Source organism: Glaciecola sp. KUL10, assembly GCF_003203515.1.
In the GTDB taxonomy this organism is placed as follows: Bacteria; Pseudomonadota; Gammaproteobacteria; order Enterobacterales; family Alteromonadaceae; genus Glaciecola.
Map to the genome: position 1 here is coordinate 81,243 of NZ_BGNG01000002.1, position 22,507 is coordinate 103,749.

Annotated in this window: 17 protein-coding genes; 14 read left to right on the forward strand and 3 right to left on the reverse strand. The window is 42.5% G+C overall.

Annotation, left to right across the window (positions count from 1 at the left end; all coding sequences use genetic code 11):
* The first annotated feature begins 128 nt into the window (after window positions 1–128).
* The 12 genes from spoT (at window position 129) to KUL10_RS04310 (ending at window position 15,510) form a co-directional block, all read left to right on the forward strand.
* Complete coding sequence (gene spoT, locus KUL10_RS04255) at window positions 129–2,246, forward strand: bifunctional GTP diphosphokinase/guanosine-3',5'-bis pyrophosphate 3'-pyrophosphohydrolase (protein WP_110427673.1); 2,118 nt, start codon at window positions 129–131, stop codon at window positions 2,244–2,246.
* Window positions 2,247–2,264: 18 nt separating this feature from the next.
* Window positions 2,265–2,651 carry a RidA family protein gene (locus tag KUL10_RS04260; protein ID WP_110427674.1) on the forward strand — a complete coding sequence of 129 codons (387 nt, stop codon included), beginning with the start codon at window positions 2,265–2,267 and terminating at the stop codon, window positions 2,649–2,651.
* A gap of 67 nt (window positions 2,652–2,718) precedes the next feature.
* Complete coding sequence (gene trmH / locus KUL10_RS04265; RefSeq protein WP_110428015.1) at window positions 2,719–3,396, forward strand: tRNA (guanosine(18)-2'-O)-methyltransferase TrmH; 678 nt, start codon at window positions 2,719–2,721, stop codon at window positions 3,394–3,396.
* Window positions 3,397–3,483: 87 nt separating this feature from the next.
* Window positions 3,484–4,125: a peroxiredoxin-like family protein gene (locus KUL10_RS04270; protein WP_110427675.1), complete on the forward strand. Its 642-nt coding sequence runs from the start codon at window positions 3,484–3,486 to the stop codon at window positions 4,123–4,125.
* Between the two features lie 143 nt (window positions 4,126–4,268).
* Window positions 4,269–6,344 (forward strand): ATP-dependent DNA helicase RecG, encoded by a 2,076-nt coding sequence (gene recG, locus KUL10_RS04275; protein WP_110427676.1) that lies wholly within the window; start codon window positions 4,269–4,271, stop codon window positions 6,342–6,344.
* Complete coding sequence (locus tag KUL10_RS04280) at window positions 6,337–7,176, forward strand: class I SAM-dependent methyltransferase (RefSeq protein WP_233499699.1); 840 nt, start codon at window positions 6,337–6,339, stop codon at window positions 7,174–7,176. Before recG ends, KUL10_RS04280 begins: the two co-directional genes overlap by 8 nt.
* A 95-nt stretch (window positions 7,177–7,271) precedes the next feature.
* On the forward strand, window positions 7,272–7,745 hold the full coding sequence (locus KUL10_RS04285; RefSeq protein WP_110427678.1) for a peroxiredoxin: 474 nt from the start codon (window positions 7,272–7,274) through the stop codon (window positions 7,743–7,745).
* A gap of 269 nt (window positions 7,746–8,014) precedes the next feature.
* Window positions 8,015–9,265: a PotD/PotF family extracellular solute-binding protein gene (locus KUL10_RS04290; RefSeq protein WP_110428016.1), complete on the forward strand. Its 1,251-nt coding sequence runs from the start codon at window positions 8,015–8,017 to the stop codon at window positions 9,263–9,265.
* Window positions 9,266–9,325: 60 nt separating this feature from the next.
* The gene (locus KUL10_RS04295) at window positions 9,326–12,040 is read left to right on the forward strand and encodes an ATP-binding protein (protein ID WP_110427679.1); all 2,715 of its coding nucleotides are present in this window, start codon (window positions 9,326–9,328) and stop codon (window positions 12,038–12,040) included.
* Window positions 12,041–12,139: 99 nt separating this feature from the next.
* Entirely contained in the window at window positions 12,140–13,321 is a 1,182-nt protein-coding gene (locus KUL10_RS04300) for an NAD(P)/FAD-dependent oxidoreductase (RefSeq protein WP_110428017.1), read from the forward strand.
* Between the two features lie 205 nt (window positions 13,322–13,526).
* Window positions 13,527–14,390, forward strand: coding sequence for a RimK family alpha-L-glutamate ligase (locus KUL10_RS04305; RefSeq protein ID WP_110427680.1), 864 nt, complete (start codon window positions 13,527–13,529; stop codon window positions 14,388–14,390).
* Between the two features lie 154 nt (window positions 14,391–14,544).
* A complete protein-coding gene (locus tag KUL10_RS04310) occupies window positions 14,545–15,510 on the forward strand; it encodes a carbon-nitrogen hydrolase family protein (protein ID WP_110427681.1) in 966 nt (321 codons plus the stop codon).
* Window positions 15,511–15,529: 19 nt separating this feature from the next.
* Here the strand turns inward: KUL10_RS04310 and ribA are convergent, their stop codons facing one another.
* Both ribA and KUL10_RS04320 read right to left on the reverse strand, forming a co-directional pair.
* Complete coding sequence (gene ribA / locus KUL10_RS04315) at window positions 15,530–16,147, reverse strand: GTP cyclohydrolase II (protein ID WP_110427682.1); 618 nt, start codon at window positions 16,145–16,147, stop codon at window positions 15,530–15,532.
* 98 nt (window positions 16,148–16,245) lie between these two features.
* Window positions 16,246–18,996 carry an EAL domain-containing protein gene (locus KUL10_RS04320; protein WP_233499700.1) on the reverse strand — a complete coding sequence of 917 codons (2,751 nt, stop codon included), beginning with the start codon at window positions 18,994–18,996 and terminating at the stop codon, window positions 16,246–16,248.
* Between the two features lie 404 nt (window positions 18,997–19,400).
* Between KUL10_RS04320 and KUL10_RS04325 the strand changes: the two genes are divergently transcribed.
* Window positions 19,401–19,799 carry a cytochrome c gene (locus tag KUL10_RS04325; RefSeq protein ID WP_110427684.1) on the forward strand — a complete coding sequence of 133 codons (399 nt, stop codon included), beginning with the start codon at window positions 19,401–19,403 and terminating at the stop codon, window positions 19,797–19,799.
* A 112-nt stretch (window positions 19,800–19,911) separates the two neighbouring features.
* Window positions 19,912–20,574: a glutathione S-transferase family protein gene (locus KUL10_RS04330; protein WP_110427685.1), complete on the forward strand. Its 663-nt coding sequence runs from the start codon at window positions 19,912–19,914 to the stop codon at window positions 20,572–20,574.
* Between the two features lie 21 nt (window positions 20,575–20,595).
* Here the strand turns inward: KUL10_RS04330 and recQ are convergent, their stop codons facing one another.
* A complete protein-coding gene (gene recQ / locus KUL10_RS04335; RefSeq protein ID WP_110427686.1) occupies window positions 20,596–22,419 on the reverse strand; it encodes a DNA helicase RecQ in 1,824 nt (607 codons plus the stop codon).
* Window positions 22,420–22,507: the final 88 nt, after the last annotated feature.

Genomic DNA, 22,507 nt, shown 5'->3' on the forward strand with positions numbered 1-22,507 from the left:
TATTAGGCTTTTTGAAGCTGTAAACAAATAAACTTAAAAACGCCGATATTTATCGGCGTTTTTGTCTTTTAAATCCAAGTAAATGGCCTTATTCTTAAAGCCATCACAAATCATTCAATAGCGCACAATTGTATTTATTTGAAGGCTTAAAAACCAAAATCAGCAGTTATCTGCCAAAGCAGCAAGTCGACTATGTGCAAGCTGCCTATGTGCTTGCGCATGACGCGCATGATGGACAGACCCGCTCCAGCGGCGATCCCTACATTACGCACCCTGTTGCGGTGGCGGGTATTTTGGCGGACATGCACTTAGATTATGAAACGCTAATGGCTGCGCTATTACACGATGTCATTGAAGACACCCACTATTCAAAAGACGATCTATCGCTAGCCTTTGGGGAGGTCGTAGCGGAGCTAGTCGAGGGAGTGAGTAAACTCGATAAACTTCAATTTAGTAGCAAACAAGAAGCTCAAGCAGAAAACTTCCGAAAAATGCTAATGGCCATGGTCAAAGATATTCGTGTCATTTTGATCAAATTAGCTGATCGTACTCATAATATGCGCACGCTTGGTTCCCTTCGTCCTGATAAACGCAGACGCATCGCATTAGAAACCCTCGAAATATATTCTCCACTTGCACACCGCTTAGGTATTCACGACATCAAAAACGAACTTGAAGACTTAGGTTTTCAGGCAATGTACCCGATGCGTCATCGAGCACTTCGCTCCGCTGTTACGCAAGCGCGAGGCAATCGCCAAGAGGTGATTGAAAAAACGCAAACTGAATTGGTTCAAAAGCTCAAAGATCACCAAGTCAAAGGCCGAGTTGTCGGTCGCGAAAAGCATCTTTACTCTATTTATCGAAAAATGAAAAACAAAGAGCTTTCGTTTAACGAAGTGATGGATATTTATGGCTTTAGAGTAATTGTCGAAAGTGTCGATAACTGCTATCGCGTATTGGGCGCAATGCATGGCTTGTACAAACCCATCGAAAATCGCTTTAAAGACTATATTGCGATACCCAGAAGCAACGGTTATCAATCATTGCATACTTCACTTGTTGGCCCGCACGGCATACCTGTTGAAGTCCAGATTCGTACAGAAGATATGGATCACATGGCCGACAAAGGGGTTGCTGCGCACTGGTTGTACAAAGAAGACTATGATCGAGGCAATACCGCGCAAACACGCGCCAACCAATGGATGCAATCCTTGATAGAGCTACAACAAAGCGCAAGTACCTCTGTTGAGTTCATTGAAAACGTTAAAACCGACCTTTTCCCTGATGAAATTTATGTGTTCTCACCCAAGGGCAAAATTATTGAATTGCCGACAGGTGCAACCGCGGTCGATTTCGCCTATGCGGTGCATTCAGATGTAGGAAATACATGTGTAGGTGCAAGAGTAGAACGACGTAACTATTCATTAAACAAACCTTTAGAAAACGGGCAGACCGTTGAAATTATCACTTCGCCCCGCGCGAAGCCAAATGCTAACTGGCTTAACTTTGTAGTAAGCGCTCGCGCACGCAGTAATATTCGCCATTATTTGAAACGTCAGCAATCCGAAGATGCCATCAACATGGGTAACCGTCTGCTTAGACATGCTTTGGGTACGGTAAAACTTGATGAAATTCCACAAAGCGAAATTGCGAGAGTGGTAGAAGAAACCAAACACAGCAGTTTTGATGAGTTACTCAGTAATATCGGTATGGGTAATGAGCTAAGTGCGATTGTCGCGCGTCGTTTGGTGGGCGATAACGACGGCATTTCAGATAAAAAATCACATGTGGCGATCAGAGGCACTGAAGGCTTATTGGTGCACTTCTCTAGATGTTGTCACCCGATACCAGATGATGAAGTCGTGGCGATATTGAGCCCAGGGCGCGGTGTCGTGATACATCAAACGGGTTGTACGAATATCCGCAAACTCAGTAAAGAAGAGCCACAACGCGTGTTACCAATGGAGTGGGATGAAGATCCGCAAGGTGATTTTAAAGCCAGTTTAAGGCTAGAGTTATTTAATCATCAAGGTACACTTGCCGCGTTGACAAGCACCATCGCAAGTAGCGACTCAAGTATCATCAACCTGCAAACGGATGAACGAGAAGGCAATGTCTATGTTATTGATATCGAGCTGACCACCAAAAACCGTGTGCATCTTGCCAATATCATGCGAAAAATCCGTGCAATGCCTGAGTTGCAAAAGGTGTCTCGACACAGTCAATACAAACAACAATCAAACTAACCACTCAGAGAGTTTCTTATGTCAAAATCAATTATCCAAACGGATAACGCGCCTGCCGCTATCGGCACATACAGCCAAGCCGTTAAAGCAGGTTCAACGGTTTATTTGTCCGGGCAAATCCCATTGGTACCCGCCACAATGGAAATGGTATCAGAGGACTTTTCAGAGCAAGCTGTTCAAGTCTTTGAAAACTTAAAAGCGGTTTGCAGTGCAGCGGGTGGCGATATGAGCCATCTTGTCAAAGTGAATATCTTCTTAACTGACCTTGGTCACTTTGCCAAAGTAAACGAAATCATGGCACAGTATTTCAATCAACCTTATCCAGCACGCGCTGCGATTGGTGTTGCGCAGTTACCTAAAGATGCGCAAATTGAAATCGACGGTGTGATGGTCTTGCCTGAATAGCGTTTGTTTTTTTACAAAATTTTAGCGCTAAGCGTCTATCAATGACTCAAACACTATGAATCAAAAAATGTCTTATGAGCGATATCAAAAGATTCGCTCTGTCCTCTCGCTTCGCCAACCAGACCTAACGGTGTGTATGGAAGAAGTCCATAAACCTCACAATGTATCTGCAGTAATTCGTTCTTGCGACGCTGTTGGTGTGCATAAAATTCATGCGGTATGGGAAAAAAATGAGTCCTTGCGCAAAGGCACATCGATGGGCAGTCAAATATGGGTAAAAACCCAGCATCACCAAACGATTGAAGATGCCGCTGCTCATTTAAAAGCTCAAAACATGCAAGTACTCGTCACCCACCTAGACGAGCATGCGATTGACTTCAGAGAAGTTGATTATACAAAGCCCACAGCGATTATATTAGGGCAAGAAAAGTCAGGTGCCACGCCGCAAGCCATCGCATCTGCTGATCAAGCTGTCGTGATCCCCATGGTCGGCATGGTGCAATCGTTGAATGTGTCGGTTGCCGCCGCCATCCTCATGTACGAAGCTCAACGTCAACGCGAGGCTGCGGGTATGTACCAGGTGCAAAATTTAGATGAAAGCGAATGTCAAAAAGTGCTCTTTGAAGGCGGTTTTCCTGCCCTGTATGAGATTTGTGTTCGTCGTAATCTCGCATTTCCGTACATTAATGAACACGGTGAAATTGAAGCAAGTACAGATTGGTGGGATTCATTAAAATACAGTTGAAATAAAAACTAAGTTCCTCGGGTCTTATGCTTTGTATCGATACTAACGGCACAAAGATGCCCACTTGAATAATTCAAAGGAACAAAAATGAAAAAATGGTTAATGCTTGCGACAGCACTAATGACTGCAACTTTATCACTCAACGCACTTGCACTTGATCGCACTGTTATTGCTGACAAAGCCGAAAATGTGACACCTCTACTCAATGGCGCAAGTGCACCAAATGTCACGCTTAAAACGGCTGATGGCTCACCGGTAAGTCTGCAAGCTATGCTAATGCAAAAGCCAACAGTGATGATTTTTTATCGCGGCGGTTGGTGCCCATATTGCTCTAGACAGTTAGCTGAGTTAAAGAGCATTGAGCAAGAACTAGTAGACGAAGGCTATCAAGTACTGGCTATTTCTCCTGAATCACCAAGCAAGCTACAAGAACAAAAGCTTGAAACAGAATTTTTAGTTCAGTTGTTATCAGATGAAACATTAGGTGCGATCCGCGGCTTCGGCATCGGGTTTTATGTGCCAGACGACACTCGCAAGTTATACAAAGACAGAATGAACGTTGAGTTAACCGCAGACACCAGTGAACGCGCTGTTTTGCCTGCGCCAGCGATCTTCATCTTGGATGAAAAAGGCACGGTTCAATTCAACTACGTGAACCCTGATTTTCGTGCAAGACCATCTGCAGAACTTGTATTAGCCGCCGCTAAACTAGTTAAATCAAAAGCGTAATCGGTCAAATAGTACCCAGTCCCTTTACCGGCCTGCGCTTTACATCCCTTTCGCGCGGGCTGGTATCCCTTCGTAACAGTAGTCGAAGTGCTTTGTCTTTGCTACAGTCACATTATTATCTCGCTATTACCTTGTAATTATTCATGAAATCATTGGCTGATACGCCAGTTACCACGCTCAAAGGTGTGGGAGCAAAAGTTGCAGAAAAACTAGAAAAACTTGGCTTGCGCAATCTTCAAGATGTCATCTTTCATTTGCCTAATCGCTATGAAGATCGCACGCGTATTTATCCCATTGCGGATTTACACGCCTTTTTGCACGTCTCTGTGCAAGGTGAGATTTTAAGTTCAGACATTAAGTACGGTCGTAAACGTATGCTACTAGTACGAATCGCGGATGGTACTGGTAGTATTACACTAAGGTTTTTTCATTTTTCAGCCGCACAGACTAAGTCGTTAGCGATCGGCAAAACAATTCGCGCATTCGGCGAAGTCCGCACGGGCACTAGCCAATTTGAAATGATGCATCCTGAATACAAAGTCATTGAAAACCCCGAAGACGACCAATTAGAAGAATCACTTACGCCGGTATATCCTGCTACCGACGGTGTTAAGCAGTTGACCCTTCGCAATCTGACCGAACAAGCATTGACCTTGCTAGATAAAGGCGCATTGGTTGAATTGCTGCCTAATGGCCTTTATCAACATCAGGTATCGCTGACTGATGCCTTACATCTAGTGCATCGACCGCCGCCTGACGTTGCAATCGACGACTTGAGCGAAGGTACACACCCAGCACAAAAGCGCTTGGTTGTAGAAGAGTTAATCGCTCATCATTTAGGCATGCTCAAGGTGCGCTCACAAACACAGTCCGATCCGGGCATTGCGATTCCAATTGATAATGAGTTTAAACAGAAATTTCTGAAAACACTGCCATTCTCGCCTACAGGTGCGCAACAACGGGTGGTTAAAGAAATTGAAGACGACATTGCTCAGTCATTGCCCATGCTTCGGCTTGTTCAAGGTGATGTTGGCTCCGGCAAAACCTTAGTTGCCGCTTTGTCGGCTTTATCAGTCATCAGTGCAGGTTATCAAGTTGCGTTAATGGCACCCACAGAACTATTGGCAGAGCAACATGCAGTCAACTTTTCAAACTGGTTGACGCCATTGGGTGTCAATGTAGGGTGGTTAGCTGGCAAGTTAAAAGGAAAGGCACGAACAGAAACATTTGAAAGGCTTAAGAGTGGTGAAATCAATATCGTGTTGGGTACACATGCTATCTTTCAAGAAGCAGTTGCGTATAAAAACCTCGCGTTGGTGATAGTAGATGAGCAACACCGTTTTGGTGTTCATCAGCGCCTAGCACTGCGTAAAAAAGGCGAGGCACAAGGCAAGTACCCGCACCAACTTATCATGACAGCAACGCCGATACCGCGTACGCTAGCGATGACCGCTTATGCTGATTTAGATACTTCGATTATCGACGAATTACCCCCAGGAAGAACACCCGTCAAAACCGTTGTGCTACCCGACACTCGACGCGAAGAAGTGATTATGCGGGTAAAACAAGCCGCTATCGAAAACAAGCGACAAATTTACTGGGTTTGCACCTTAATTGACGAATCAGAAGTCGTGCAATGTCAGGCGGCTGAAGACTCAGCAGTGGCCTTAAGAACTGCCTTGCCTGAATTGAAAGTCGGTCTTGTACATGGGCGTTTAAAACCTGCAGAAAAACAAGCCATTATGGACCAATTTAAAGCCGCAGAATTAGACTTGTTGGTTGCAACCACGGTGATTGAAGTGGGTGTTGACGTGCCCAATGCAAGTTTGATGATTATCGAAAACCCAGAGCGTCTAGGCTTGGCTCAACTTCATCAATTAAGGGGGCGCGTGGGCAGAGGTAGCGTTGAAAGTCATTGTGTATTGATGTATCAAAGTCCGCTTTCTAAAACAGCCAGTAAGCGTTTGCATGTCCTACGCGAAAGCAACGACGGCTTTTTTATTGCAGAAAAAGATTTAGAGATTAGAGGTCCCGGTGAAATGTTAGGCACCAAACAAACAGGCGTTGCTGACCTGAAAATTGCCGATCTTGTGCGCGATGCTGTTTTGATTCCTGAGATTAAAAATATGGCAGAACACCTATGGCGAGAGTATCCTGCGCAATCTCAAGCATTGATAAAACGATGGCTTGCTTACAAAGAGGAGTATGGCAATGCCTGATCACGCTTCTCAGCAAACTAAGGTGGTTATCATTATTGAAGACGAAGGCAGTATGTTTGCAAATGAGCAGGCACAACAACTGTCAGCTAAAACAGGCTTTCCGATAGTTAAACCTTTAAAAACATTGGGCGCTAAAGGAAAGAAACACAAACACCTAACACCCTCTGACAAAGTGGCTCCTTGGCAACTTGCTTACACCGAGAAAGGCCTTGCACTACGAATGACCCACGAGCCTAGTTGGGGAGATATCATTGTTGATTTTGACTCTGCCGCCTTGTTATATCGAAAAGACAAGGGGGGCGGCAAAAATGAGGCGATTGCAAAAGCAATTGGAATCAAAACAAACCCAAACCCTACCGTGATTGACTGCACTGCAGGCATGGGCAACGATAGCTTTGTGATGGCCAGTGTAGGCGCACAGGTCACCATGCTAGAACGCAGTAATGTTATTGCGGCCTTGTTAGATAATGCGCTTAAAGTGGCGAGCGAAGACAATGAAGTTATTCCAAATATGAAACTGGTCAATCAAGATGCCCACGATTATCTCGTGCAACAAAAAGACAAGTGCGCAGATGTCATTTATCTCGATCCGATGTTTCCACACAAGAAAAAGTCTGCCTTGGTCAAAAAAGAAATGCGTGCGTTTCAACTGTTATTAGGCGCTGATCAAGATAGTGAGCAACTACTGACTACAGCATTGTCAAAAGCATCAGCGAGAGTGGTGGTAAAACGTCCAAGTTATGCCGAACCCATTGCTAATCAACAAAACAGAATGCCAAGCATGGCGATTGAATCCAAAAAGCATCGCTTTGATGTATATATACAGCATTAATGATATCTACAGGTGAGTTGTGCGAAACTCAGCTATACTAAATTTAAAAATGATAAGCGCAAACGGCGCAAATAATATCCAATGGAGAAAAAAACATGATTGAAGTAGGAAGTAAATTACCCGAAGCCACGTTTAGCTTGTTAGGCGATGGCGAGATGAGTAATCCAACTACAGAGTCACTTTTTGCCGGTAAAAAAGTCGTTTTGTTTGCGGTGCCAGGCGCGTTTACACCCACCTGTTCTGCGGCGCACTTACCAGGATATGTCGCGTTGGCAGACAAATTTAAAGAAAAGGGTGTCGATGCCATTATATGTTTGTCAGTCAACGACGCATTTGTGATGAATGCTTGGGGAAATGCTCAAAACGCAGAACACCTGGTGATGCTGGCTGATGGAAATGGCAAGTTCACGCAATCCGTCGGTTTAGATATGGATACCGATGGATTTGGCGGTATCCGTTCAGTTCGCTACAGCATGCTAGTGGTAGATGGAGTGGTTGAAAAGCTGAATGTAGAAGAGCCTGGCAAATTTGAAGTGAGTGACGCTGAAACCATGCTTAATACCCTATAGATAGTTTGGCAAGATTAACGATTAGCGGTTTAACTTACTAAAAAGTTGAACCGCGCTTCTCAAATTCTTCTCTGTAACCCATCGCCTTAAACATAAGTATACTTTCCACTGAAATCTCCAAAAATCACTTGAATTCAATGTAAATTAGTCATTAAATCGATTAAGGAATTCAATGTGACACAAAGACTTTGTGACATTTTGATACAAGAGAAGGCGATAAAGTGTCCAAAAAATCAGCTCCTGAAATCGCGCAAATAAGCCGCCGCTCGATGCTCAAAACGGTAGCCAAGGCGGCTGTGTCTGCTATTCCATTAACGAGTATATCCCAAAAAGCCTTTGCAATTAAAAAATCAAAACATGTCTTGCGTGTCTTAGGCACTCACGTCACCTTGCAGGAAGAACTTCGCGCAAAAGCCATGGAAGACTTAGGGATCGAACTTACTTTTGAACCAAAAGGTAGCGCTGCAGTTTTACAAAAGGCTTCAACCAGACCTGAAAGTTTTGATTTGTATGAGCAATGGTCAAATAGCATCAATGTATTATGGCGATCAAACGCTATTCAACCGATCGAAAAATCGAGAATCGAGCGCTGGGACGAGATTAATTCACTGACTAAAACGGGTAAAGTCACATCTGTCGCTAAAATTGGTGCAGGCGACGCCCCCTACAAGCTTCTACATGTGCAAAATGACCGCTCGCTAAATAGCAATGAGACGGGGCAGGTCAGCTTTTTACCCTATGTTCACAATGTTGATTCATTTGGGTACAACACTTCTGTCATTGAAAAGGGCTTACCGTACCAGACGGAAAGCTGGGGGTGGCTTTTAGACAAGAAATACGAAGGCCAAGTTGCGATCGTAAATGCGCCGACGATTGGTTTATTTGATCTGGCGCTTGCTGCACAGGCGAAAGGCTTGGTTCGCTTTAATGACATCGGTTCATTGACAAAGGCTGAGCTAGACCAATTGTTTTCAATCTTGATTGAGTATAAACAACGGGGGCACTTCAGCGGATTTTGGACATCAGTACCAGAGTCGGTTCGTTTTATGAAATCGAAACGAGTAGTGATCGAAAGTATGTTTTCACCGGCTGTTTCCAGTCTCAATGGTCAAAATGTTCCGGTGACCTATGCTGCACCAAAGGAAGGATACCGTGGCTGGCATGGTGTCATGTGCTTGTCTTCAAAAACACAAGGAAGAGCAAAAGACATCGCTTATGAATACATGAATTGGTGGTTGTCAGGTTGGCCGGGCGCATTTATTGCACGGCAAGGTTATTACATTTCTAATCCAGAGCGCTCAAAACAGTTTTTATCGAAAACCGAATACGATTATTGGTACGACGGAAAGCCAGCGGCCGAAAACTTAAAGGGCACCGATGGTAAGGTATCTGTTTTTAAAGGAGATTACAGGACAGGGGGCAGCTATGAAAAACGCTTTAGCAATATAGCGGTTTGGAATACAGTCATGCCCACTTATGAGTATAGTCTTCAAAAGTGGTATGAGTTCTTAAGTGCTTAAACACGACTATGATTAATCAATTAACTACTACACTAAAAGTTCAAGGGATAGGAACTAAACTTGACACTTAAAACACAACTGAGCCTCTTTTTACTCTTATTTCTTCTGCTTTTGGCTTTTCAATTGGTCTTTACACGAATAAGCCAAATAGAACTTGTAGATACCTTTTCAAGCTATCAGATAGCAGCAGGCGAAGAAAAGCTTGTGCGTGAATTAGAGCGTGATGTGCTAGACCTGCAAAGGCATGTTTTAGTGTTTAAAGACACCGGCAGTGCTTCGTCAAAGTTACGCTTTGATGCCATTATTAAGGATGTTAAAGATAGTCTAAAATTCTTGGTTAATAATTTACCCGAAGGCTTGTCCAACGCAGAAATAGGAAGTCGAATTGCTGCAATGGAAGGACACCTTAATGACTATCAAGAAAATTTCAATATCGTTGTTTCTGGCCGTGAAAGCCGAGATTCATTTTTTGAAAAAGGTGTCTTGCAAGCACTAAACTCACTTATAAAGAGCGCTGAAACTCGTTTGAGTTCTCAACCAGCATTACTGCAACAACAGTTTAGTTATCATCTATCTCTGGCCGAAAATACAGCATACCAGTATGTACTCACGCCAAACTCGGAGCTAAAAACAGAATTTTCTAATGAACTCGCTCAGTCATTGGGCATTCTGATGGCGATGAATATAAATGATGATAGCAAGGCTGATATTCAAACCACTTTGCAATCAATAGAAAACCAGTTTACCCAACTGACATTGACCACAACGGGCTACCTCTATTTAGTGAACGTCGTCATGGCGGGCTCTGCAAACGAATTTTTATTTTTGGCAAAAGAGTTATCAGAGGTTACAAAAACATACGCAGACGCTCAAAAAGCCAGTATCTCACAAAGTATTGACGATTCTCGCTCGCGTTTAAACCTGTATTCGGTAATAGGTATTACGGTGAGCGTGCTACTTGGCTTCTTCATCATAGCAAGAATTATTCGACCCATTTCTAAAATTACCCGCGTCTTTGAAAAACTAAGTGCAGGCAAAGATATTACAGATATACCAGGTGGGCATCGCAAGGATGAAATTGGTCAGCTAGCGAAAGCCGCAAAAGTGTTTAATACCAAAAATATGCAAACAGAAAGCTTGTTGATGGAGGCTCAAGCATCTCATCAAGAAGCTAAGAACTTGAATGAGCAGTTAAAAGAAGCAATCGATCAAGCCGAAAGAGCCAATGCGTCAAAAAGTATCTTCTTGGCAAACATGAGTCACGAAATCAGAACGCCGCTGAACGCGATCATTGGTCTGGTAGACTTATCAATGCGCGGAGATATTGATAAAACTGTCGAAAATAACTTATCTAAGATTTTATATTCAAGCCAAATACTGACCAATGTCATTAACGATATTCTTGATTTCTCTAAGGTTGAAGCGGGAAAACTCGAAATCGAAGACAGCTATTTCTCATTTGCTTCTTTACTCGATACGCTCCTTGCAGTTGCTAGTCTTAAGGCATCCGAAAAGAATTTAAACCTTCATTTGTATGTCGATCCTGAATTACCAACCAACGCTATTGGCGATCCGCTTCGTATTTCTCAGGTTGCACTTAACTTGCTAAGCAATGCAATCAAATTCACTCGTAATGGTAGCGTTGATTTGAGTCTGCTCTTTGAGCGTTTTGATGATTCGTCTAAATTCAAGTTGATCATGTCAGTCACGGACACAGGGATTGGCATGACAGACAAACAACTTGAAAGAATCTTTTCACCGTTTATGCAAGCTGACGGCTCTACAAGCCGTGAATTTGGGGGGACAGGCCTTGGCCTCACGATTGTTCAGCAGTTAGTGAAATTGATGGATGGACACGTAGAGGTTTCATCAGTGCTAGGAGAGGGGAGTACATTTGAATGCAGCTTTGTTTTAAAACACGAACCCACACCACAGTTTCTTTTGGATCGGGACAATGAATTTAATAGCCATATCCACTACCTAAAAGCAGGCGAAAAAGCGTTTGTATGTGAAAAGTACCTAAATCGAATAAGCGAAAGTTTAGTATTTGCTACACATCAGAATTTATCTGCGCTAGCGGAGCAAGCAACAAATGACGGCATTATTATTATTGATATCGAAAACGGTCGTCAAGCGCGTGCTTTACATACTGATGTACAAAAACTTAAAGCAAAAAACGTCAAATATGCATGCGTAACTAATACCCAACCAGAACAACTCAAAGTAATGTTATCTGCACAATGGGAATGTCCAGTGCTTGCTCACCCGTTTACTCCTACGCAGTTTTATTCCTTTGTTAGCCATATGTACAACAATACTGTGCCCTTTACCGCGCCTTCACACGATATTGAACGAGAAAACCCTTCAGTCAATATTATCTCGACCAAGTTATACGAGGGGCACGTATTGTTAGTGGAAGACAACAGCATCAATCAAGCAGTAGCGGGTGAAATGTTGCATTCATTTGGCCTGACCTACGATATCGCAGAAGACGGTCAACAAGCGATTACAAAAATAAATAATTCGCCCTACTACGACTTAATTTTGATGGATATCCAGATGCCTGTGATGGATGGAAATCAAGCGACCAAAGAAATTCGTCAGTTAGGGTTTACTGACTTCCCCATTATTGGTTTATCTGCTAACGCAATGAAAGACGACTACAAAGCTGCAAAGCAAAGCGGTATGGATGATTACTTAACTAAGCCCATCAGGCGTGAGACCTTGCGCGAAGCCATCGAAAAATACTTAAAGGTAAAAACTAACGCGCATTAAATTATACGGCATCACTGGAAGACTCTTTAAGTAAGTCATGCTCAAGCATTTGGATGATGTATAATCCTCGTCATAGAAAGCGTGAGGTTTAATAAAAAAGTGCAAAATTACGATGTAGTCATCATTGGAGCAGGTGCAGCTGGCTTATTCTGTGCCGCTGAAGCAGGCAAACGCGGGCGCAGTGTACTAGTAATCGACCATGCTAAGCGCCTTGGTGGCAAAATTTTGATGTCTGGTGGCGGCCGCTGTAATTTTACTAATATGTATGCATCACCTGAAAATTTCTTATCGCAAAATCCTCATTTTTGTAAATCAGCATTAAGCCAATATACCCAGTGGGATTTCATTGCACTGGTCAATGACTACAAAATCGCTTACCACGAAAAAACCTTAGGGCAGCTCTTTTGCGATGACAGCGCCAAACAAATCGTAGATTTACTATTAGCAGAATGTAAAAAAGCCAAGGTAGTGATTAAGAACCGCACTGAAATTAGCGCGGTATCTGTACTCGAATCAGGCTACCAAGTATTGACTGCCGGTGGTGATTTTGAGTGTGAGTCACTTGTTATCGCTACAGGCGGATTGAGTATGCCGAAGCTTGGTGCAACTCCCTTTGGATATAAAATTGCAGAGCAGTTCAGTATTCCGATTGTCCCAACAAGAGCAGCGCTTGTCCCTTTCACTTTGCATGAGCATGATAAAGAAGTGATCAGTGAGCTTAGTGGTATTTCGGTCGATGCGCGCGCAACATGCAATAATACCTCGTTTAACGAAAATATACTCTTCACACATCGTGGATTAAGCGGGCCCGCGGTGCTACAAATTTCAAGTTATTGGAAACCGGGGCAAGAAGTGAGCTTTGATTTGTTTCCAAACGGCGATTTAGAAGGAAACTTGAAACTCGCACAAGCAAGTACACCAGAACTGTTAATGTCCAATTGTCTATCAAAACACTACCCCAAGCGCTTTATTCAATCCGCATTAGACTACTATAAACTGCCAAATAAACCGTTGAAGCAATACAACCACAAAGAGTTGTCGCAAGTAGCAGAGGCATTCACAAACTGGCAAATAAAACCCAACGGAACAGAAGGTTATCGCACCGCAGAAGTTACACTAGGCGGCGTAGACACAGACTACTTAAGCTCAAAAACCATGGAAGTTAAGCGTCAAAAAGGTTTGTTTTTTATTGGTGAAGTAGTTGATGTGACAGGGTGGTTAGGCGGTTATAACTTTCAGTGGGCGTGGTCTAGTGGGTTTGTGGCTGGGCGGGTTTGTTGAGTATTCTTTCTGAGTACACCTAACAAGCATAAGCCAAAAGTACAGACCTATATAACAGTGCACCAGGAATAGTGTCACCTGTGATAAAGGTGATGTTTGTGTCTAAGGCTGCTCAATAAGAATAAGTGATGCTTGGCTTCATTCGCTTAACAAAAAGTAAAGTGATATAACCCCACAAGAAAAATAAAACTAAGGACCACGATTAATGAAACGCTGTGCTTTTTTATCAACTGACAACCTCGAAGATTTCTTTGTGTACGACATGATGGTTGCACCCCATTTAAAAAAACTAGGTTGGCAGGTTGAAGAAATCTCATGGCGTGACACGACTCACAACTATGATAATTACGATGTCGTCGTGGTGCGAAGTACTTGGGATTATCAGCAACATGAGCAGGCGTTTATGGAGTGTTTACAAGGCATTGATAATTCAAAAGCCATATTGGAAAACAGCCTAAGCACCATGCAATGGAATATCTCTAAAACCTATCTACGCACGCTTAATCAAGGAGGTGTGCCTATTATTCCTACCATCTGGTGCGATCAACTATCAGCAAGTGATCTTGAAGATCCGTTTGGTAAGTTTGATAGCCAAGAAATTGTGATTAAGCCGTATGTCAGTGCAAATTCTGATTTTACTTATCGATTGGATGCGCCATCGCTTAAAGCCCAATCAGCAAAGATCCTTGAAGAGTTCTCAAATAAAAGCGCGATGATTCAGCCTTTTATTAAAAGTGTCATTGAGCAAGGTGAGTACTCACTCTTTTATTTTGATGGTCAATTTAGCCATGCTATCTCGAAACACCCCAAAGCTGGCGATTTTAGAGTGCAAGAAGAACATGGTGGTGAGTTAAAACTAGTCACACCCACTCGGGCTCAATTTGATTTAGCTGAGCAAACATTAAGTGTGTTGCCGGACCAACCCTTGTATGCGCGTATCGATATTGTTGATTTAGGCAGTCAATTAGCCATTATTGAAGTTGAACTTATCGAACCTTCGCTTTACTTCAATATGGATGATAGGGCTGCGGAACGGTTTGCTTTGGCGCTACATAACAAATACACCTAGTAGGTCGCTGAATACAAAGCGAGATAATCACGGTCTTATTTGCTTAAGTCTTTATGCAAATCCTGATTTGAGGCATCGATGCAACTTAATGATAGAAAGCAAAAAGAATTGACTACTCTCATTTAAAAAACTAACCAAAACAACGAGTAAAAAAATGGCAGAAATAGGTAAAAATTCAAAGGTAAAAGTAGCCTTAGCGCAAATTGCACCCGTTTGGCTTAATCGTGACGCAACGCTAAAAAAAATCATCGATGCAACTAATCAGGCTGCTGATCAAGGTGCGCAATTGGTTACGTTTGGTGAATGTTTGTTGCCGGGTTATCCCTTTTGGTTGGATTTTACGGGTGGTGCCGAATTTAACTCGCAAAAGCAAAAAGAGATGCAAACGCATTATTTGACACAAGCGGTTAATATTGAAGCGGGTCACCTTGCGCCGCTATGTGATGTCGCCAAAAACAGAAATATTGCAATTATTGTCGGTATTGCGGAGCGTCCAGATGACAGAGGCGGCCACAGTATTTATGCGTCATTGGTCTACATTGATAATCAGGGTGATATTCAAAACGTACACCGTAAATTGATGCCAACTTATGAAGAGCGCCTAACGTGGTCACCTGGTGATGGTCATGGGCTCAGGACATTTGGCTTAGGCAACTTTACTTTGGGTGCCTTAAATTGTTGGGAAAACTGGATGCCATTACCGCGAGCCAGTTTGTATGCTCAAGGTGAGGACCTTCACGTCGCGATCTGGCCAGGTGGTGAGCATAACACCCATGATATTACTCGCTTTATCGCAAAAGAAGGTCGCAGTTTTGTGATGTCAGTATCTGGTTTGATGCGAAAATCTGACTTTCCTAAAGACACGCCACACTATGATGAAATTATGGCGAAAGCACCAGACATGTTAGCAAGCGGTGCGTCCTGTATTAGTGCACCTGATGGCGAATGGGTAATTGAACCACAAATCGGTGAAGAAGGAGTTTACATTGCCGAAATTGACCATCAACGGGTGTTAGAAGAGCGTCATAATTTTGATCCGGTTGGTCATTACTCAAGACCTGATGTGACTCAACTTCATGTCAATCGAGAACGCCAAATAACAGCAAAATTTAAAGATTAATTACACTGTGTTTGGCTATTTATTTTAGCTTATCGGCACTAAAGTGATGGCCGAGTTTCTCGGTCTTTGTTTTGAGGTACCCTTTATTGTCTTTGGTAACACCATGGTCAATTGGTTTACGCTCGACAATATTGATACCTAGTTCAGTTAACGCTGCGACTTTTTTGGGGTTGTTGGTCATCAAAGATATGTTTGAAATGTTCAATGCTTCTAGCATGTACTTGCAAATATCATAATTGCGTAAATCGGCATCAAAGCCTAGGTGTTCATTTGCTTCAACGGTATCCATCCCTTGGTCTTGAAGTTGGTAAGCCTTTACTTTGTTTAACAAGCCTATGCCTCGGCCTTCTTGGCGAAGGTAAAGAATAATGCCTTTACCACTATCAACAATATTTTGCAGTGCTTTTTCTAGTTGAAAGCCACAATCACAACGTGTACTGAATAATGCGTCACCCGTTAAACATTCTGAGTGCACACGAATTGGCACTGTTTCGTTTGGTGTCCAATCACCATATGACAAAGCAACATGTTCTTGTTGGCTATCGGTTTCTACGAAACCATGGATACGAAACTCTCCAAAACGGGTGGGTAGTTTTGCATTGCTCACGTACTCAAATTTACTGCTTGTTTCAGTCATAAAAAAACATCGGCCTTTCGTGTGTAGGCGCATAAATTGGGACAATTATTCAAAAAACAAGGTCTCGCGAAGTGAAATAAAGCGCTAGATTCTACTTCTTATTGAATCCATTGTGAATAAGTCGTGAAGTTGTCCAGGCGATCAGGTTCTGCTACAGCGTATCCTTGTGCATAGTCTACGCCCATTTTGCCAAGTTGGACCATCACATCTTTGTTTTCAACAAACTCAGCAACTGTCTTTATCGACATTGCCTCGGCAATGTCTCTGATTGAGGTCACCATTGCCAAATCGATTGGGTCACTCAGAATATCCCTTATAAAGTTGCCATCAATCTTGACATAGTCAACAGGTAGGTTTTTAAGATAGCCATAACTTGAAAAGCCTGTACCAAAATCATCTAGCGCAAAAGTACAACCCAAGCGCCTAAACTCTTCCATAAATTTAATGGCTTCGGCCATCTTTATAATTGCCATCGTTTCGGTGATTTCAAAGCAAATTAAATGATGCGGTATATGGTATTTTTCAAATGCATTTAATAAGAAAAACTTGAAATCCTCATCAGCGATAGATGCGCCTGACAAATTAATGTTGCAACTTGCGGTACTCTTTTGAAATTCATCATGCGTATTAAGCCAGTCAAAGGTATTCTCAACCACCCAACGGTCGATTTTACAGCTCAAATTATAACGCTCAGCTGCTGGCATAAAGTAGTCGGGTATAATGACTTTATCATTGGAGTCTTCTAGACGAACCAGGACTTCGAAATGGTCTTTTTCCTCAGTGCTGCTAAGTGGACGATAATGTTGATAGAACAAGACAAAGCTATCTTCTTTGAGTGCTCTGGTAACTTGATTGATCCAGTATAATTCGCGCTCGTAGGTGACGTTCATTCCCATTTCATTTGAATATACATGGAAGTTGTTCCTACCATTTTCTTTTGCGACAATACACGCTGTATCTGCGTAACTTAAAAACTCTTCTGGCGACATACTGGCGCTTTCGTATACACAAAGTCCGATTGATACACTTTGATTAAAAGTGTGCTTATCCCATTTAAATTCAAAATTACGCACTTTTGCTAAAATGCTGTGCGCTAAGGTATCTAACTCACCGTCAGATTCATAAACTGAAAGTAGGCCAAATTCATCTGCGCTCAAACGTGCAAAACAAAGCTGTTGATGTGTAACTTCGAAGAGTTCATGAGAGAGCTCTTTAATGTAAATATCGCCAGCTGTGTGCCCACAGGTATCGTTGATTACTTTAAACTGGTCTACATCGATATAAAGCATAGCCAGCTTTTTTCCACCTAAGTCTTTTTCGATTGCATCAGCCACAAAGTCTACAAAATGGCGCCTATTGTACAAACCGGTAAGTTGGTCGTGCGTGTTAAGGTATTGCAGGTTAAGTTGGTGTAAACGTCTCTCTGTGACATCAAAGATAGAGCCATACTGTATATTCTGGTCATGTTTCTTGGTGATGTTACATGAGATAGAAAACCAAAATTCTGAACCATCTAGCCGTTTTCCTTTGACCTCTCGTCCAACTACTTCTTGTTGGATTTGCAATTCTCCAAAGAGTAAATCAGCGTCTGCAGAGTCGGCAAATAGATCCGTCAAATGGGGGTATGTGCTGAGCATATGTTGAGTATCGATAAAGCCGAACAAGTAAGCTAGATGTGGATTGACTTTACTCAGTTCACCATTGGCCTTTGCTACATAAAGTCCGTCTGAAGAAGACTCAAAATAGTCTTTAAAACCGCTCAAAAAAGCAATTTTTGTGTTTTTTGCGGTACTTGAGCGCCTTTGAATAGACTGTTCACGACTAACTATAGCGACACCGATTAGCATGACGCCGAAACAGGTAAATGAGAATACTAAAACACTAGAACCAGACAAATGACTGCTTCCTGCAACAAATCCGCTTATTTCAAGCGCTGACACAATCCCCAATGCAAACCAGCCACTGAAATACAATGCCGTGCTGCGCAAATCGACCTGCGCCCTATAGACAAGCGTTGCAATGAGTTTACTAAGTAAAAAGGCCGTTATAATACTCAGCAATGCCACTAGCTGCCAAAAGTCATTCGATAAAAATAGGCTGGCGAAAGGTGCAATTAACAATGCGTAGTGAGCCCGTAACCAGTTTGTGGAAACAGGAGAAAAAATTACTCGGCCAATTTTTATTGCCGCAAATAATGTCACCATCAAAGCGAATGCGGTTATTTCAGCCGCAAATGCTGGCAGTGAGAATATATTTGGCAGTATTCCTTCGGCGCTCAATAACGTTGTCATACTCGATACTGAGAAAATTGAAAACCAAAAACGAGATGGTGTAGAACGCACCAAATAGGTGATAAAGAAGTAGGTCGCTAGCAGAGACAAACCGCCACTTAATGCGCCTAATAAAATGAAACGAGTGACATTTTGGTTTTGGTAAGCCTGAGCTTCCCATATTTCGATTGGGAAGCTAGCAGGCCCATCATCATGGACGCGCAAATAGATTGATAAAACTTGTTCTGGTCGAATTGTAAAATCCAGTCTAAACGCGTTTTGTGCATCTGTTGTAGATTCATTGTCTAGTTGATTTCGTTGGATAGATTGCACAATTCGCCCCTGCTCATCCAATAGAAAACCATCGATGCGGTCAACGAATGTATTGCCACTTATCAAGGTAAAGTCTTTATTATTTAATTCACGATGCGCGATGGAGAATCTTAACCACATGACATTGTCATCAGGCATTGGATCAAGTGTAAACGTTTGATCCCATTCAGAGATTTCTAAAACATCAGAAAGAAGTAGCATTTGTCTCGTGTATTGAACCTCTGCGATGACCTTAAGATTCTTCACACCTTGGATGTCGCTAGATTGTATTACAGGGGCTGAAGCATTGGCCTTGAGTGCGAATGAAGAAATTAAAGCGAAGAGAAGGCATTTGACCAACCACTGCATAGAGGAATAAATAATTTGATATGTAGATGACGCTTATCAAAACAGAAAATAGACAGTTTGTGAAGTTATTATTTATGAATAAAATGTGATAGCTAGTTGAAATTAAATGAAAAGATTGTCTTAGAAGACGATAATTTTGCATTTATTCCTAAATTCTATATGGAAATAGAATATTCCTCATCAAGACAATTGGATATTAGACGAAATGAATTAAAGATTGAAATTGCCAAGTGTCAATTAACATGTTGTTATAGAAATGTTAATTAAATCGGTGCTTGAGAAAATTAAGAACAATGAAAATAATGAAGCTAACGAGTCAGCAATCCGCTAATCGCACAAAGGAACATCTACTTTGTTTGTCAAAGCGAATAGTATTTCTTCCTTTATTCTCGATCTCACTTTTTGCCTGTGCTGAGCCGCCATTAACTCCTGATTTAGATACTGGCAAAAAGAAGTCAGCAGTATGTGCAATGTGCCACGGAGAAGATGGTATTGCGCTTGTGCCTATTTACCCTAATTTAGCTGGACAAAAAGAAGGTTATCTAAAACTACAATTAGAAGCATTCAGAAAAGGAGAACGAGTGAATATGGCAATGAGTTCGCACGCACAAAAGCTAAGTGATCAGGACATTGCCGATTTGTCTGCTTACTACGCCAATCTTGATCCTCGAGGTGGTTCCTTTCAAAAGCAAACTAAATAAAAAGCTTTTACGTAAAAACAACTGAGTCACGTATATAAATGTCGACGACGTGTAAACGGTTGAAACCAATAAAAACGAAATAAAGCTTCTAAATTAACAAGGACGCACAAGCATGTACCATATTCATCACTTAAACAGCTCACGCTCACAGCGCATCATTTGGTTACTTGAGGCGGCAGGTGCTGAATATCAAATTCACGTATACAAGCGCGACGCCAAAACCAATTTAGCACCGCCTGAGCTCGCAAAGATACACCCTTTAGGTCGTGCTCCTGTGCTAGTTCATGAAGGAAAAACGATTGCAGAGTCTGGCGCAATTTGTGACTACATTGCTCGCCAGCATCCATCTTCAGGCTTTATCCCACCCGAAAATAGTGATGACTTTAACGAAGTACAATTTTGGTCTCATTATTCGGAAGGTAGCTTTATGCCTTCACTCGTAACCAGCATGGTGCTTGAAAAAGCTCGTGCGAAAGCCAGCCCGTTTTTCGTTAAATTTATTGCAGATAAGATAATCGATGGGGTGATGAATGCTTATTTCGGTCGCAACATCCAACAAAACTTGTCATTTGTAGAGCAATATTTGCAAGGCAAGACTTGGCTAGTAGGTGAGCAGCTATCTTTGGCCGATTTTCAAATGAGTTTTGGTCTAGAAGCACTGTATGATGCTGGCAAACTAGACTCTCTAGCCAACATGAAAGCCTATGTTGAACGAATAAGAGAGACCGATTCTCACAAAACAGCGATGGTAAAAATGGGCTTGGCTGGCGGTTAACGAGCAAGCAAAGAGTGATGCTTAGTGTTTAGACGCTAAGTAATCTTCAATTAAATTGATAAATGCATAGCCATAGCGTTCTAATTTCTTCTCGCCCACGCCGCTGACATTAAGCATTTCATATGTGCTAGTGGGCAGTTTACTTGCCATATCTGCCAGCGTTGCATCACTGAAGATAACAAACGCGGGCACGTCGTCGTCTTGTGCAATGTGTTTGCGCAAGTTTTTCAATTTTGCAAACAAGGCTTTGTCGATATTTAAGTTTTCTTGCTCACTCGGTTTTGTTGATTTGACACTCAATTTAGGGACCGCTAACTGCACCACTTGTTCGCCCTTTAGCACCGCTCGTGCCGCCTCATTCAGCTTTAAAATACCTGCAGCGGTCATGTCGATTCTGATGAGTCCAAGATGAACGAGTTGTTGAATAATACTGAACCAATGACTTTCACTATGAGCCTTGCCGATACCATAGGTAGAAAGTTGCTGATATTCGTTATCAACGATGCGTTTGTTAGACGAGCCTCGCAAAACCGCAATGACCATTTTAACCGAGGTATCTAGCTTGAGCCGATAGATGCAAGACAGTACTTGTTGAGCTTTTATCGTGCCGTCGAACATCTGAGGAGGATCAAGGCAAATATCGCAGTTTCCGCAGGGCGACAAACGATAGTCGGAAAAGTAATTAAGCAGCACTAATCGCCTGCACGTTTGAGCCTCAGCAAAAGACTCCATCGCGGTAAATTTGTGCATCTCAATATCAACACGCGCATCTGGAGTATCTGTTGAAATCCACTGTTTAATGCGCGCCGAATCACGCTCGTCATAAAGCAATAGCGCTTCTGCGGGCAATCCGTCACGTCCAGCGCGTCCCGTTTCCTGATAATAAGACTCGACGCTTCGAGGAACATCATGGTGAACAACAAAGCGTACGTTGGATTTGTTTATGCCCATGCCAAATGCTACCGTTGCCACGACCACTTGCAGATCATCTTTCAAAAATGCACTTTGCACTTGTTCGCGTGTTTGGGTATCTCTGCCGGCATGATAAGCATCGCTTTTGATCCCTGACATTTGCAGTTTGTGGTTTAGGTCATCTACCTTTTTACGGCTACCGCAATAAACGATTCCCGCCTTTTCCTTCTGTTGCTTAACGAAAGTGAGTACTTGCTCAAAGCCTTTATACTTAGGTAACACATTGTACTTTATGTTTGGTCTATCAAAGCCGCCCTTGTATACGTAAGGATTATCCAGTTTGAGCTGTTCTTGAATGTCAGCTTGTGTGGCAACATCAGCGGTGGCCGTTAGTGCAATAAACGGCACACCTTGAAAATACTGCTTCAGCCCACCTAGGCGCATATATTCGGGTCTAAAATCATGACCCCATTGCGATACACAGTGTGCCTCATCAATCGCGATCATTGAAATACTTACCGACGCAAGCTGTTTTAAAAACCAAGTCTGACAAAGCCTTTCTGGCGCCACATATAAGAGTTTAAGCAGACCGTTTTGGGCTTTTTCCAAGATTGAGTTTTGAGTATGGTTCTCTTGGCTTGAATTAAGATAGGCAGCCTCGACACCTTGGGTAATCAACTGCTGTACTTGGTCTTGCATCAATGAAATCAAAGGGGATACAACGATTGTCAGGCCAGGTAAACAAAGTGCAGGCACTTGATAACACAATGATTTACCGCCCCCAGTAGGCAACAAAATAAGGCTATCGTTGCCCAACATCACTTGCTCGATAACCTCAGCTTGACCTGGCCTAAACTCTGGATAGCCAAATACACTCTTGAGAACATCAAGAACTTTGTTTGAATTTGATAAAATGGGCGCGCTGCTGGTCAAGTTACTTCCTAATTATTGGACGCTAATTTTACTCGTTTTTTGCGCTTAGAATACAGCCCTTACTGCTAGTAATTTGTTTAGTCATTGA